A 17,238-nucleotide genomic window follows, 5' to 3' on the forward strand; every position below is an offset into this window, starting at 1 on the left:
TTTTCTAGGAATTTTAAAAATATTTATTTTTTATTTGCCTTGAAAAGCTTCAACAATACCGACATAAGCATCCTTACGTTGATAACCAGATTTATTTGTGAAAATTCCTACAGGCTCATTCGGACGCCAAGAAGATGTTTCGAGTTGATCTACAGGGCTTCTAAAAGTAATACCTGCACGTTGTGCAGCAGGGATTTTATTGTTATAAGCTTTTATAAACCAATTATACATGGACGACTGCTGTAAGTATAATGAAGGTGTAGCTATTGTGATAGGGCCACCGATACCAATATCTAAAGCTGAAATCTTAATTAACTTTCCGGTACTTGCTAACCTTTCTAATGCTGTTTCTATTTTAGATTTATCTGCATCGAGATTTAAGGCAAATTCAGTAGCTATTCCGTCCACTCTTGCACCTCTTTGTTCGGTATAAGTTATCAGGTCTTTTAAGCCATTGATTTTGTCAGGGAACTCATCTAAATTCGTTTCGGTAATGAAAATTTTATCATCATTGTTTGCATATTGCTTAATCATATTAATTGCAACAGCTGCATAATCTTTACCTAAATAATCTTGCCAATAGAATGTATTTGCTGGCAAAGTACCTCCTGGATGTTTTCTCAATTGTGTAGGATTATCATTATCAATTGGCTGATATACCACACTCCAGGATTTTACTTTATTTTTTGCTACTTCACTTACAGCTTTGATATATTTATCCAATTCTGCGGTGAGGATGTGTCTTTTCTCTTCAGCAGATTTTACGATGGTTTCACCTGGGATTTCATAATTCATCTTAACATTGTCAATCAAGTAGTCTGGAGCACCAGTTTGTGAGCCTAACGTAAGTACAAAGGAATTCCATTCTTTTTGTGCTTCTGTTAAGTTCAAGGCTGCTATTGGCATAGTAATCATTCCTCTTCCCCAGGCATTAATAGGAATCCCGAAGCTTGAAGGACCTCCATATCCAATAAGGCTAGGATTGCCATAATCCGCGGTAATAGCCATACGCATACCCGCACCATAAAAGCCACAACAACCATCACCTTTGAAATCAATTGTTACGTTTTTGTAGTATTTCAATTTTCTCCCATCAGGTAAGGTGATTCTAAATTGTGGGAAAGCCGTAGATGGATTTTTTAAAATATGTAATACTTTTCCGCTATTACCTGCTGCTACAGGATCATTAACTACGGTTGCTGTGGCATCACTTGTCGTAGTACGATAAGTTGTACCTAATGCATCTCCCTCAAAATCGACGACATTGTCCACGCCAGAAACTCCTGGAAGTACGATATCGGCTATTAATCGATTGAGATAGGTGGATTGCTGATTTTGATGCCATACTAAATGACCACCATGAAGTGGCGTAGTTGAATTAGCCGTGAATACCGTTTCTAAATTTTCTAGAACTACACTACCGTCAGCTTGAACGATATTATTATGATTAAAAGTTCCAGCAGTCAGAGTTAATTCATCAAAATGCTCAGATAACAATCTGTAAAGTAGGCTGTTTGATCCTAAATCTCCAAGACTAACTTCCGCGCCTAATTTAAAATTGGCTTGATTGCCTTTATTGACATAACTTTTTAAAACATCATACTCGTCTCTTGCTTCTTGGTCAATGATACTTTGCGGTTTGTCAACGTAAATTTCTCTATTTTCGAATTTAGTACAAGCGCCAAATAGTGCAGTAGACATTAGCAGCATTGTAATTTTATTTACTGTTCTCATAGATTTCTAAAATTTAATTAATTCTGAAATGGCGTAAAATATTCAGGAGCAACAGCACGGTCACGCGCCACTAAAGTATCTTGCGTAACTATTTTTCCGCTAATCTGTCTTGAATTAGCTCCGCTACCCACGGTAACATTCGAATAATTCACTTCATAGTTGAGATATAAGGCACTTCTGTCTCTATTGCCCCAGCTATTTTTCTCTCCATTGATTACGTATTTGCCTGAGCCAGTAGCGGTATAGCCATTTGAATTAGTGCTAATGGTACATTCACCATTTTGGTTGAAAGTTAAAAGTAGGGTACAAGAGAAAATATTTCCTGCATCAGCATCACGAAATTGCACCGGGAACTCGACTTGACTTAATGTTTTAGTTTTTAAATTATTTACGTCATCATTTTCTACAAAAGCTTTGTGACGTACTACATTTCGGGATACATCTCCAGTCATTGCGTCTTTTCCTCTTCTTAAATAATTTCCGTGCCATGGATTAATAAATTTTAGCGCATAAAACACAAAGTTTTTGTCAGCTAAAATCGTATCCGCATTTTTCACGCTGTTCATTTTCAAAGGCAACACATAATTATTGGAAATCGCTAGCGGATCAGCAAAGAAAGCATCCGTAAGTTGCACGACTACACCACCTAAAATTTCTCCTTTTTTAATAGTTATTTGATTAGAATTAACCGAAAAATAGGTGGAAGGCATGGGCAATAGCTTTGCCCCGCCTGACCCAAAATATAGATTAGATAATAAGTTATTGTCTATGGAGTAATCAATCACTACATCGTTCTGGTTGTATCGAGTACCGCCTAATGTTGCCTTAATTTCCACTTTACGTTCATTATCTAATGAATTGTCAAAATTTAGATCCTCACCAAGTACGATCGTTCGAATAGGGTATTGGTTTGCAAAATACACTGCCTGATAATCAAAATCAGGATGTACGATTTCAGTGTTTTTACAACCCGATACTAAGCCTATTAGGACTGCTAGTATAAGTTTGGTGATTGTTATATTATTTTTTTTCATATAAATATTCATTAACTGGTAACTGAAATGTTATTCCCAACCATTATTTTGATATAGATTATTAAACTTGATCGTTTCCGATTGCGGTATAGGGCCGTAGAGCATATAGCTTTGATACGTACGAGTCTCTACTGTAATAGGCGTATAATTTCCGCTAACTAAGTCGATCCCACGCGCTGTAGTATTTAGATCTTCTTTCCATCTTCTGAGATCCCAAAAGCGGAAGCTTTCAAAACTTAATTCAATTCGACGTTCATTTCTGATCAATTGTCTCATTTTATCTTTATCCGTTTTGCATTCTTCGAGATACGCATCATTATTAGTCAACCCAATACCCGCTCTTCTGCGAATAGTTTTTATAACATCATAAGCCGAGAAACTATGTGTGCCAGTTCCAGTTGGTCCCCAAGCTTCATTTGCAGCTTCGGCGTAAGTTAAATACATTTCAGTATATCTGATTCTTGGCAGATACCTACTTTTGTTGCTTGTACTGTTTGGATTTCTATTTACATCCATTCTCAATCGTTTCTTCATATAATACCCTGTTCTGGTAGAAGTCTCTCTATTGTTTAGGGCATCTACTGTAGTAGATTGACTAGTGGTGTAAATAGGCGTATTATTTATACCAGCTTGTGCACCATTATAAATGATATAATGTGTAAGGCGAGGATCTCTGTTGGCATAAGGATTTGCAGCAGTAAATCCACTATTCGCGTGATTAATAGGATAACCATTCACCATTGGAAAAGCATCCACTAGGTTTTGAGTAGGATTGATAAACCCATTTCCAAATAGGCTAGGAGGTAGGTTTTGTGCTTCCTGATCTCCGTTATTGGTTTGTATATTCTCTCTCCAAATGATCTCAGGTGGGTTATTTCCTTGAGATAACCCATCAATTTCTCCTTGGTTATTGTAGAATGTATGACCGTTTGCTGGAAGTGCATTAGCACCACCTTTGTAATTAATGATTTCTGCTGCTGCATTGGCTGCTGCTTCCCACGAAAAATTATTACTTGCGTGTTGGAATGCTGGACTTGCGGCAAGCAATGCTGCTCTAGCTTTGAAAGATTTTGCAATTAATCCATTAAACAATTGGCGGCTGTGTGTACCCATTACCCTACTGTAATTTCCTGGACTATTGGTTACGTTTCGGAATTTCTCTGGAATCTGATTGGCATTGTTTATATCATTATATTCCATTGGAAGATAATATTCCGCACTATCCAAATCTGTTAATATTTGGTCAATACAGTCTTTGAAGCTTGCTCTTGGGATATTAAAATCGCTGGTCGAAGTTTGGTATTCTTTAATAAGAGGAACACCTAATAATTCGCCATTGGAAGCAATACCACCATGATTACGAACTAAGTAATACATGTATAAAGCGCGTAAACCAAATGCTTCTCCACGTAGACGCATATTGAATAGCTTGGCAACTTCTGGATCATTAGCCCAATTTACTTTCTCCGAATTGGCCAAAAATAAGTTTAGGTATAATAAAGAACCATAACCTGTATTCCAAAAATTCAAAGGATTATAAGACGCTGTCCATGAGCCCGTCGCGATTTGTAGATATTCATTTGTGCGGACATTCGTCACAGCATCATCGGTAGCTACATCGCTGTTGTTGTAATATGTCGGGATCGTTCTATACGTTGTATTTAAGAAGCCCTGTGCAAATCGGGAATCATCATACATTTGATCTTCCGATTTTAGATTTTCAGGATCTGGCTCAAACCACTTTTTACAGCTAACAAAAGAGAGAGCACATAATCCTAAAATAAATATTTTGATTTTCATAATTTCCTAATTTTAATAAGACCTAAAAAGATGCTGTAAATCCTAAATTATAGAAGCGATTTTGCGGCGCAGAACCGAAATTTGTTTCCATCATTTTACGCTCTTTGGAAATAACTAAAAGATTGTCTCCGTTTACATAAACGCCCATTTTCTTCACTAATGAAGAATTTCTGAAAAATTGCTCACCCAAATCGTATGTAAACTGTACTCTTGTTAAGTTGAAGCGATTATTATCATACATCCAGAAGGTAGAATTTTGGAAATTGTTCGCGCTACTGGTACTTGTCAAGCGTGGATAAGTGGCCGTTTGTGCAGTACTTTCTGTCCATCTATTCAATACTACATCAGAGTATTTATTCAGACCGCGTACCCAGTAATAAGAGTTGTTTTTAAACCCAATAGCACCATGAATACCTGAACCCATAGCAAAGAATGTAAGGTTTTTGTACTTCAAGGTAAGGTTGACACCATAACTTAATGGATTTGCAGACCAGCCATTGTGGCCCAATTCGACTTGATCTCTTGCGTCTACAATACCGTCTTCATTTACATCTCTGTATTTGATATCACCAGGCTTTAAAGTACCACCGAAAGTTTGTCTTGCATGGTTGTCAATTTCTTCTTGAGATTGAAAGAAACCTTCTGCTATATATCCAAAATAAGCATCCAATGGTTTACCAACACGGTTTTGATAACTGTATTCGTACGCTTCCTCTTTTCGAATTACTTCTGAATCGTATACCATTCCCACAATTCCTATATTGTACGAGAAGTCACTGATCTTATTATTAAAGTTCAAGAAGAAATCTACACCAGTACGCATTTCCTCACCAAAATTGAAGTTTGGAAGAAAGTCACCTTGTCCAGTAAAATAAGAAGGGAATAAGGTAGAACCTCTCGATAATAAACCCTTGATATTTTGCTTGAAGTAATTAGCATTCAAATGAATTCTATTTCCAAAAAAAGAAGACTCCAAACCTAATCTGATTTCGTCACGATTAACAAAAGTAAGATTCGGATTGGCACCTCTACCAGACATTGTAGTATAACCTCCACTGGCACCATCTCTCCAAGTAAACCAACCACCAAGGCCTTCTTGATTACCAAAATTTCCCGCATACAGATAATGTCCATTGATGTCTAAGTCTTGTTTCAATGAAGCGTAGCTACCTGTAACGATTAAATTATTGATAAACGAAGCATTATCTTTGATAAAGCTTTCTTCGCTCAAGCGCCATCCTAAAGTTCCTGTAGGAGAAAAACCTCTTCTTTTATTTTCTGGAAGCTTACTCGAATGAACCACATTTCCATTGAAATTTAAGTAGTATTTATGCTTGAAATTATATCCAAAATGCATCCCTAAATTGGTGTTGCGGAAGGGGTGGTATTCACTACCTCCATCCGTATCTGGATCACTGGAATATTGAGAAATATATCCAAAACCTACCAATTTAGCGCTCACATTGTGATGATCATTAAATGTGCGTGCGTAATCTAATTGAGAAATTGATGTTAATGTTTGATCGTACAATGACGTTCCGATGAACTCATTAGTACTGTTTCCATCATTTCCGAATTTTTGAAGACTTTTAATCACCTCTTTGCCATCAATGGTCACCCATTCTGGTTGATAAGTAGCATAAGGAACACTATAACCTTCGGTATAACGTGTGGTATAGTCCATACTAAATTGTGATCTAAAAGATAAACCTTGTGTGATACCACTCAAATCCGCTTTTGCAGCTACATTAAACATAAATGTTCTATGTTTATTCTTGATGTAACCTGAAGCCATCATTTGGGACAATTGGTTGGTTTGGATTGTCGAAAGACCACCTAAAAGATATTTTCCATCTATAATATTATTCGAGTTTTTCACAATGATTTGCAACTCTTCATTCTCTGGATCCAACATATCGATTGGCACGTAGGGATGAAACCAGTCGTTATTAGGTCGGAAGCTACTTGCCATTCCCCAAAAATCGCCACGTGCATAATATTGGTCAGTCATGATCGCTACGGCGTCTGTGGATGCATTTAACCAATCGGTTAATTTCATATCCACGTTAGAACGCACATTGAGTGAAAAATCATTGTTTTTGTCTGCCACACCATATTTCAAAATATTATTATTGTAAGATAAGCCCACATTTGTGTAGTATTTGGTGCGTTCATTACCACCGCTTATTTCGGTAGTAAGATCGGACTTGTAGCTAAACTTTCTTAAAAAATCATCCGAATAGAAATTTAAATCTGGATAGCGATAGGGATTAGTACCCAAAGCTGTGTTGTAAATTTCTTCTTGCGTATATTTCTCTGCGAGACCATCGTTGCGAAGTGCTTCATTGTACAAGCCCATGTATTCCGCAGCATTCAAATAGGTAGGGTAGGATTTTGGAACAAAAATCCCTGTATTCAACCTGAAATCCACACCTAATGGTTTTTGTGTACCTCTTTTGGTCGTAATCAATACCACACCACGAGAACCCGCAGATCCGTAAAGTGCTACACTACTCGCATCTTTAAGTACAGAGATGGATTCAATTTCATTTAATCTTACATCAGAAGCGCGACGTTCTACACCATCGATTAATATCAATGGAGCTTGTCCCCAAATATTACCTGTGTAACCACTTATTAAGCTCTGAAGATTATCTAGACTATATGTACTAAAGCTTTTATTAAGAAGTTCTGTTATGTTTATTGCCGATACAGCACCTACTATGTCTTTTTTCTGAATACTTCCAAAGGCAACATTGACAAGACTATCTTCAGATGCTTGTGGTATGTTCAATTTATCTTGTCCATTGGAAGTAGAGACTTTTATAGAGAGTGCTAAAAGAATCCAACAAACTTTTATGTTATTTTTTATCATTTTATCAACAGTTTAAATTTTACCAACCAGGATTCTGTGAAAAACCTTCGTAAATATTTACATCAGATACTATGAATGGAAACCAGTAGTGTCTTTTTTCATATTTTCTTTCGAAGATTGTATACTGTCTGTAATTCAGTACTCGAGCGTTTCTTGGGTCTGCGTACACTTGCTGATCTGGCATACCTCTATCAAAATGAATCCCCATTTTGTACACGTAAGGTTTTTCAGTTAATAAAAGCCAACGTCGAAGATCATTGAAACGATGTCCTTCGAAAGAAAGTTCTACTGCTCTTTCTCTTCTGTATTCCGAACGGAAAGCATCTTGTGAGGCTAAGAATTTGGGTGCTACATGACCTACATTTAATCCCGGTCTATCACGTATGATATTGACAGCATCTACAGCAGTCTTGTTGTAATTCGATGATTTACCTGTAGGAGAATTATAACCTTCTGAAGCTGCCTCTGCATACATCAAATACACATCCGCTAATCTCATGAAACTTAAATACATGACGTTGTTGTCCATATATCCTTCCCAATCGTTGGATAGGCGTGAGATATATTTAGCGAGCATATAACCTGTAATAGGAGCTCTATGTGTATTACCCGGGTCGGTTCGGAAGAGACCTTGAGTATGCAAACTTGCATATTGTCTTCTGTGGTCGTTACCTACGTAGCTACCATTGTTAACGACTTTCTCCCCATCTATCATGATGTCGTGATAAAATCTAGGATCTCTGTCTTTCCAAGGAAAGTTTGGATCATAACCAGACTCCGCATCAGGTTGAGATGGGTTGGTCATATTGATCGGTAAACCATTGGCCATGCCGTAATTATCTACATAGTTGGCCGTAGGATAGGCTTTTATACCTCTGGCTATAATGGTATAAGGACGGTAATCCGTAGATTGATTCCATCTGAAACGACCATTTGATTCCGCATGATTTTCAAGCATAATAGCTTCGCGGTATCTTTTTTCTGTACCACCTTCCTGTACACTTATAGCACCTGGAATAGCTCCATTTTGTGCGAACGTGTAGAAAATTTTAGAATAATGTTCAAACGGTATTAAGGAATATCTTCCTGTTGATTCACAAATTTGTAATGCCTCACCAAGCGCTTCAGCAGCTCTTTTACAGAAGTCAGCATTATAGGTACGGCTACCGGTTGATTCTTCATTCATCAATGGACTTCCCGCGTATAACAGGTTTTTGCCTAAGAAAGTTAATGCCATAATTTTGTTCGCTCTGCGATCATTATTTCCTCTGGTAGCAGCTCCTGCTGCAATTTGATCCCAATCCACAGGCAATAAATCAGCGGCTTTACGTAAATCTTCGGCTACTTTTTCAGCTGTTTCTTGATAATTTAAGCGTTGCACTCTTGGTGGCTCTGCTGGTGATAAGGCAACATCAATATAAGGTAAACCTCCCCAATATTGCATCAGCATAAAATGAAACCAGCCTCTAAAAAAGTACAATTGACCTTCAATCAATTTTTTCTCTTCTGGAGTCGCTTCAAGTAATAAATCCAGGTTCGCTAATCCGATATTAGCTTTGCGGATTCCATACCAAGATAATCCCCACAAGTTTCCTTTATCACCTCTGTTGTTACTTGTTGGATTTCCTCCTGTTTTGAACCATGATCCAAATATTGCCGTGTTCCATGCCCAGTAATCACCATGATCTACGTTATAAGCAAATAAGCGGTTATCGCCCATTTCCCATAGTTCATCTTCCCCAAAATTCCAGTTATTGTGAGAACCAATAGCTGTTACCAAGGGCACACAATTGTAAAGTTCTTCGACGAAACCCTGAAAATTTCTATAACTTTCAAAAGCTTGTGTTTCGTCAATATCTGCTAATGGGGATTTATCTAAATATTTTTTACAAGAAGTTATTCCTAAGATTATCGAAACAATCAAAAAGGGAAAAACTAGCTTTTTTATATAATTCTTCATAATTAACATGTTTTAAAAGGTAATATCTAGACCTATGTTGTAACGTCTTACTGTTGGATAAGCTCCTCCAGACGAACCAGCCGCGAAATTAGATTCCCTGTCATCAGGCATCTTCGTCCACAGAAGCAAATTGTTTCCATTCAAATAGAGTCTACATGCATTTAACCCAAGTCTATTAATGGTTTGACCTTTAAACGTGTAAGCTAACTCTGCATTCTTAAGTCGCACATATGATCCATCGTATAGGTATCGTGTACCTTCACCGCCAAAAGGAATAGCCGATGAGTATCTTGGCAATGGTACTTGTCCACCACCATTTTCTTTTGTCCAATATGTACCTTCTACGTAGGCTACATTGGAGCCAGAATACGTGTTGAATGTAGGAAATGTAACCTCACGTGTCACATTATTCACTGCATAGAATTGTAAGAAGAATGAAAGGCCTTTGTATTCTGTACCAATACTTGCATTATATGTATTTCTTGGAGATCCAGAATACTCATAAGGTGTAGAGTCAAAACGGTCAATTATACCATCTGCATTAAAATCTATGATATTATAATCTCCAGCCAGCTTCATGTTATCATTAGAAGTACGTGTTGTACTTCCATAGATATCATCCCATGACTCCAGGAAGCCATGATTTAAGTATGCTCTGTACTGTCCCAGCTGTGTGCCTTGTTGCTTTTGATAGTCAGGCAATAATGCAGGATCATCTCTAAACAAAATTGTATTTTTTGCATAGGTCATACTGGTGTTCGCCCAAACGCGCCAGCCTGATGCAAAACGATGATTCAGATTTAATGTAATTTCGTATCCTTTACCTTCTACACTGCCCAAATTGGCGATAGGGGCAGACTGACCAAAATAAGATGGAACGGCTCGCGAGCCACCCGAAATTAAGATATCAGTTCTCAGATCTTTGAAGAAGTCTAAATCACCTGATATCAACCCATTGAATAATGAGTATTCAATACCAAAATTTTTCTTTTCGACTTTTTCCCATGAAATATAAGGGTTACCCAAAGTACTAATGCGATAGAAGGTATATGGTGTATTTTGTAATGGACTTCCCATTTGGGTATTACCACCAAAAGCCCATTGGTCATTATATAACCAGCGACCACCCCCGCTATCATCACCAATTTTACCCCAAGAAGCGCGTAGTTTAAGGTTTTTGATAAATTTAACGTTCTCCATGAATTTTTCATTCGTGATTACCCATCCAGCTGCAAATGAAGGGAAGAAGTCAAATCTATAATCTGGTCCAAATTTTTCAGAACCGTTGTATGCTCCGTTTGCTTCGAATAAATAGCGTCTGTCATAATCGTAAACAGTACGGAAAACCCAGTCTTCACGATAATGTGCAAACTCGCTTCCGCGTGCATATTTTTCACGAAGAAATACTCCTGTAGCACTGATATTATGCTTATCAATGGAGGTCGCATAATTTAATTGACCTGAATAGTTGATACGTCTATAAGTCGCACCTTTGTCCACTGAACCACTTTGATTACTCCATCGAATCATATCCATTTGGTCCATATTTGTCGATAAATCGATTGGATCAAATATTATATTTCCTGAATCCGGATCTATCCATTTCTTTACAGGTTGATTAGGATCCGTTACCCCACGACCATTTTCTCTAAAAGAGTTGTCGATAGAATAATTAGCTCTAAAAGTCAAACCTGGTACAAGAACTTTTAAATCCTGATTTAAGGTGAAATCTGTTGTTAACTGTGTTTGAGTACTTTTTTCGGCGCCTGAGAATGCTAAGATGTACATGGAGTTTGGTACATCATAATCACGTTGTGGATAATATCCCCACGTTCCATCAGAATAGATTGGACGCATCGCATCTGGAGCAGTTCTATAAACCGAAGTCCAGAATCTTCCATCATTTCCGCCAACGCCAAATGGATATTGTCTTACGCCATTAGAGCCAAATAATTTGGTAGAAAGTTTTGTTGTTTTCGAAAGGGTAAAATCAAGGTTACTACGAACATTTAACCTGTCGTATCTAAAATTGGATTTATATCCTCTGTTATTCTCAAAAGTCTTGAATAAATCACCTTCGCCCACGTAATCTACAGAAGCAAAGTATTTTACAATATCACTACCACCTTGTACATTGACATTCGCCCCATATGAGGTTGCATATTCGCGAAATAATTCTTTTTCCCAATCGGTGTTTGGATATCTATCCCATTCCTCATCATTGAGCGGGTAGCGGTATTTTAATAATATTTCTTCAGGTCTGATGTGTGACCAAGAGGTTGGTAATATCATTAATTCATTCTCCACTACACGATTACGTAAAGATAAAGCATCATACGAATCGTATTTTTCAGGAAGTTTGGAAGGAACCTTGGCTGTAGAATTTACTCTTCCACGAATGGTTGCTTTTCCTAATGATCCTTCTTTGGTTTTAATTAATATTACACCGTTAGCACCTTTTACCCCGAAAACGGCTGTTGCAGAAGCATCTTTTAGTACCGATATACTTTCGATAGAACCAATATCGATAGTTCCAATAGGACGTTCGATTCCGTCTACAAGAATAAGTGGAGAGCTATTGTTCCAAGATGTTTGCGCGCGAATAAGTATTTGTGGATCTTCACCTCCAGGCATACCCGTGGAAGTTGTGGTCACAAGTCCGGGCAAATTTCCTGTTAAGGCCATACCAAGATTAGTAACACCACCTGTACGTTCTAATACTTCGCCAGTGGTCTGTGTGATAGCGCCTACCACACTTTCTTTTTTCTGCGCACCATATCCCACAACGACAGTTTCTTCGATATCAATAGCTGATTCTTGTAGAAAAATCTCGATAGTGGATTGATTTTCAACTTTGTATTCTAATGGTCGATATCCTACCATTGAGATGTTTAATGTATTTTTGCCTGGCGGAAGGGTTATCGTAAATAATCCTCCAGCTTTGGTAGTGGTCACCGTATTGGCACCTTTCACTCTAATAGAAACTCCTTCTAAAGCTTCATTATTCTCAGTTCTAACAATTCCTTGCACAGTAGGACTTGGTTGTGCATTAAGAATTAAAACGTTACAGATCGTGAAAAGCAGAAAAAATACATAGGGTAATGATAATCCCCATATTTTTTTCCAATGCCATATGAACCTGATAGTAAATTTTATCATCATAGCATTTATGTTTGAAATTTAATTGGTTATTTTTTTTGGAATAGGTCGATGATAATTGGTCAATTATCTATGATTAGCTTGAAATCTATTTTTCACTAATCATTACAAAATTCCCTTAGCTACTGTCTAAGTTTTTCACATAATTTGTTCTCATAACACGGTTTAGTTTTTAGGCATAAAAACTTATAGGCGCAGATTCATTGCAGCTGGTTAAGTTAATTAATTTGTTTTCCGATTTTCGGTTTATAATTGTATATCAAAGTTACTTGTGGGGCTATTCGGGAGCTAGCAAGAATGTCAAAATGACGGATAAGAATGTTTAATCGATAAGCTAAAATTATGTTTTTGAGGGAGTATTATTCGTTTGCAATTTTTTATTTAATATCTTAGAATACATTTACCATGTGCGATCACATGTGATAACCAATACAGCTACCTTTTATAAACAGAAGATGAGGAGATATATATTATTTTTTATAGTTACATTTTTTATTGTGCCTTTATTTGGGCAAGAATTGCCTGTGTCTTTCCAAAGGTATTATTCGAAAGATGGACTATCATCTAATACCATTTATACTATATATCGAGATACCTACGGATTTTTATGGATTGGTACGGAAGATGGACTGAATCGTTATGATGGACGTACCTATAAAGTCTATCGCTATGATGCTAATAATGAGCAAGGATTAAAATCTAATCACATTACTTCGTTGTGCGAAGATCAGCAAGGTAGAATTTGGATTGCTACTACGGGGGGAGGACTTAGTTATTATGACAGAAAACTAGATAAAATTTTTGCATACGAAAAAACTCCAGATGATCGCTGGATGAGTGCCGCAATTACATCACTTACTACGGATTACAATGGTAATATATGGGTAAGCTCCTATGGCAATATTAGTGTAATCAATGCGAAAGATATTAATAAGATGCCCGATGCTTCTTACAATAAGGTTATCAGTTTTTTCTTGGAGCGATTTACACGGTACATTTATAAAGATAAGGAAGGGCAGATGTGGATTTCTTCCATTGGTAATGTGTACAAAATTTCAAAAGATTTTCAACATATCATAGAGTTTAAAATTCCTTCAAAAATCCACAATGGAATTGAAATTAGTTCTATTACTGAGGATGAACAAAAAAGAATTTGGGCAGGGTCTTCTTATGGATTATACTTTTTGGAACATAAGGGGAAGGAATTTAAAGACTTTGATCACTTTGCTCCATCCAAATTGAGCAGTAATAAAGTATATGCGCTAGGGAATGATAGTAAAGGAGGTGTATGGGTAGGAACGGACAACGGCTTAGACATTTTGAATCCCAAAGATCTTACTATTCAACGATTCAAACCTGATATTTCTAATATTCATAGCTTGAGCCATAAATCTATTCGTAGCATTTATGCGGATCAGTTTGGTATATATTGGGTTGGAACTTATCAAGGAGGTCTAAATAAGTATGATACTAATTTAAGTCAATTTGGGTTAAAGGGTATTAACTTATTTGAGCGAAGAGGAGAAAGTACTAATATGATAACTTCCTTTTTGCAGCACAAAGAGGATGTACTGTTAGGTGTTGATGGAGGAGGCGTTTACATTTATGAACGTAATCTGGACAAACTATCGCCTCTTTCTCTTCCAGAAAACATTAATAACTATACAGTTCTAGCTTTAGAAGGAAAGAACGATAAGGTTTGGATTGGTACTTACCAAAAAGGAATATTGGAATATAATTTTACGTCAAAATCATTGAAAAAATACCGCGCAGGTGAAGGAGTGAATGACCTAAACAACGATGAGGTGTTTTGTCTTACCAAGGATCACGCAGGTAATTTGTGGGCGGGCACCAATGGCGGGGGCATAAATATTCTGAATACACAGGACGGAACGATCAAAAAATATATGGTTCAGGGACGCAATGAACATATTGATATTGAGCCACCTAATAATTTTATCCGTGTATTGAAAGAGGATTTGGATAATAATATGTGGATTGGTTCATATGGATCAGGTGTCTCGGTGTATAATCCAAAGACTAAAAAGACGGTGTTTTATGACCGCGAAAATAGCGGCTTGCCAAGCAATTATATTCTATCCATCCATATTGATAACAAAGGTACCGCTTATGTAGGAACTAATGGAAATGGCATTGGGGTACTTCCAAAAGGTGCTAACAAATTTCAGGTTATTTCCGAAAAGGATGGACTGATTAATGGCGTGATACAAAGTATCATAGAAGCAGATAATGGGAAAATTTGGTTTAGTACCAACAGAGGGTTAAGCTGTTACGATCCTGCAAACAAGTCTTTCAAAAATTATACGCAATCCGCTGGTCTGCAGCAAGGCGCTTTTATGTTAGGAGCTGGAATCAAGACTTCTGATGGTGAGATATTTTTTGGAGGACAGAATGGATTTAATCATTTTTATCCTAAAAATTTAAAAATCAATCAGAACCCTGCAAACGTAGTTTTAACCGACCTAAAGATTGATAATAAGATTGTATTACCATCCGAAAATGGACCAATCCAAAGCACTCTGCAAACTTCTGAACAAATTAATTTGAAGTACAAACAAAATTTTTCTATTTCTTTTGCAGCTTTGAATCTTACTGTGCCAGAAGATAACGCCTACGAATATCGTTTGGTGGGATTCGATAAAAACTGGATTCAAGTTGATAAGGAATTGAGTGCTTATTATACGAATTTGGACCCAGGAGAGTATACCTTTGAAGTGCGCGCGAGTAATAATGATGGCGTGTGGAGCGAAAATATAACAAGAATTCATGTTATCGTAAATCCTCCATTTTGGATGACCATCTACGCGTATATTTTTTACCTCATGATGGCTGCGGGAACCTTATTGTATATCCGACACCGTGGTATTCAAAATTTAAAACAAAAATTTGCTTTAGAACAAGAACGTATTCAAGCTAAACAATTAATAGAACAACAAAAACGCGAAGCAGAGACTTTGCATAAGTTGGATCAAATGAAAATCAAGTTCTTGACGAATTTGAGTCATGAATTCCGTACACCAATTTCTTTAATTGTGGGGCCTATTGAGACTTTGATTAATCAAATTCAAGATATTCATGCTCGCACCCAATTGGATTTGGTAAAACGAAATGCACGTCGTTTGCTGAATTTGGTGAACCAACTTTTGGATTTCCGCAAAATGGAAGAGCATGAGCTTAAACTTCAAAATTCCGAAGGTGATCTTGTCGCTGCGGTGAAAGAAGTATTCCAATCTTTCAATGATATGGCTCTTCAGAAAGGAATAGATTATTCGTTCTATAGCTGTCAAGAAAAACTTTATTCCTCATTTGATGAAGACAAGATTGAGCGTATTCTGTTTAATTTAATTTCCAATGCTTTCAAATTTACGCCAAAGGGTGGTGATATTGCTGTAAGTATAGTTTCTGCGGATTATCAGGACAACAACAAAATAAAAGTCTCTTTCGAGGTTCGGGATACAGGAATAGGTATTCCTGCGGAGGCACGAGAATCTATTTTCGAAAGTTTTTTCCAACACGATACGGCTGGAAAAGTGCTGAATCAAGGTTCGGGAATTGGCTTATCAATAGCAGATTCCTTTGTCAAAATGTATGAGGGCAAAATACAAGTAGATAGCGAAGTAGGAAAAGGAAGTGTGTTTTATTTTGATCTCCTTTTAAATTATGCCGAAGAACCTTTGGTCGAAGAAGCAGATGAAATTTTGGTAGAGCAAGAGACCTATGATGCGGATGCTCGAAATAAACCTTCTCTTTTAATCGTGGAAGATGATGATGACTTTCGAGATTATTTGCGGGAAATTTTAGCAGAAAATTATAAGGTTTTCGAAGCTGTCAACGGAAAAGAAGGCTGGCAAAAATCATTGTTCCATCACCCTGATATCGTGATTTGCGATGTGCAGATGCCTATAATGAACGGAATGGAATTAGCACAAAAAATGGCACAAGATAAGCGTACAAAGCATATTCCAATCGTATTGATGACAGCTTCCAAGGTGGAAAATGGCTTGGTGTGTGGTTTAGAATCTGGTGCGGTGGATTATATAACTAAACCCTTCGATATCAATGTTCTTTTGGCGAAAGTCAACAGTTTGATGATTCTTAATCAAGCGTTTAAGGATGTATATAGCAAACAAGTTTCTATTGCAGTGCCTGAAGTAGCTGTAGTATCGGAAAAGGATAAATTCTTACAAAATGTATTGAATTATGTATATGAGAATATGGATAATCCACAGCTTTCGGTTGAGGCATTGAGTGCACATCTTTGTATCAGTCGCGCTTCCTTGTACAATAGATTGTTGGAATACACAGGCATGTCTCCGGTAGATTTTATTCGATCGGTGAAACTGGAAAAAGCTGCAAATCTGTTAGAACGTAGTGATAAGACCATTTCGGAAATCGCCTATGAGACGGGTTTTGCGAATCCTAATTATTTTACAAAGGTTTTCAAAGCTAAATATCAAATGACACCGTCGGAATATATTCACTCGACTAAAAAGGATAAAGTGTAGAATTTATTCATAGTGAAAAAAATAAGGGTATAAGTGTTATAAACAGATGTTTTAGACATTTTTACCCTTATTTTTTTTATATGTTTCATCCCTTGCCCGTTGAATCCTATACATTTGTCTTATTACTAGTGAGAAACAATTATAAACCAA

General features: G+C 37.0%; 7 protein-coding genes. 1 reads left to right on the forward strand and 6 read right to left on the reverse strand.

The genetic code is table 11. The features are described 5' to 3' along the window. Positions 1–30 precede the first annotated feature (30 nt). Genes G5B32_RS02250 through G5B32_RS02275 form a run of 6 tightly spaced genes read right to left on the reverse strand, consistent with a single transcriptional unit; the run spans position 31 to position 12,565 of the window. Positions 31–1,701, reverse strand: a complete 1,671-nt coding sequence (locus G5B32_RS02250) for an endo-1,4-beta-xylanase (RefSeq protein WP_206366764.1) — start codon at positions 1,699–1,701, stop codon at positions 31–33. 50 nt (positions 1,702–1,751) lie between these two features. After that, positions 1,752–2,768 carry a DUF5627 domain-containing protein gene (locus G5B32_RS02255; protein ID WP_165289925.1) on the reverse strand — a complete coding sequence of 339 codons (1,017 nt, stop codon included), beginning with the start codon at positions 2,766–2,768 and terminating at the stop codon, positions 1,752–1,754. Positions 2,769–2,798: 30 nt separating this feature from the next. Continuing rightward, on the reverse strand, positions 2,799–4,568 hold the full coding sequence (locus tag G5B32_RS02260; RefSeq protein WP_165289926.1) for a RagB/SusD family nutrient uptake outer membrane protein: 1,770 nt from the start codon (positions 4,566–4,568) through the stop codon (positions 2,799–2,801). Between the two features lie 22 nt (positions 4,569–4,590). Continuing rightward, entirely contained in the window at positions 4,591–7,443 is a 2,853-nt protein-coding gene (locus G5B32_RS02265) for a SusC/RagA family TonB-linked outer membrane protein (protein ID WP_165289927.1), read from the reverse strand. Between the two features lie 19 nt (positions 7,444–7,462). Beyond that, a complete protein-coding gene (locus G5B32_RS02270; protein ID WP_165289928.1) occupies positions 7,463–9,403 on the reverse strand; it encodes a RagB/SusD family nutrient uptake outer membrane protein in 1,941 nt (646 codons plus the stop codon). A 12-nt stretch (positions 9,404–9,415) separates the two neighbouring features. Continuing rightward, positions 9,416–12,565: a SusC/RagA family TonB-linked outer membrane protein gene (locus G5B32_RS02275; RefSeq protein WP_206366765.1), complete on the reverse strand. Its 3,150-nt coding sequence runs from the start codon at positions 12,563–12,565 to the stop codon at positions 9,416–9,418. 494 nt (positions 12,566–13,059) lie between these two features. On the opposite strand from G5B32_RS02275, the gene G5B32_RS02280 reads away from it, so the two are divergent. Beyond that, positions 13,060–17,088, forward strand: coding sequence for a two-component regulator propeller domain-containing protein (locus G5B32_RS02280; protein WP_206366766.1), 4,029 nt, complete (start codon positions 13,060–13,062; stop codon positions 17,086–17,088). The last annotated feature ends 150 nt before the right edge of the window (positions 17,089–17,238 follow it).

It is taken from the genome of Sphingobacterium sp. SGL-16 (assembly GCF_011043515.1).
Taxonomy (GTDB): Bacteria; Bacteroidota; Bacteroidia; order Sphingobacteriales; family Sphingobacteriaceae; genus Sphingobacterium; species Sphingobacterium litopenaei.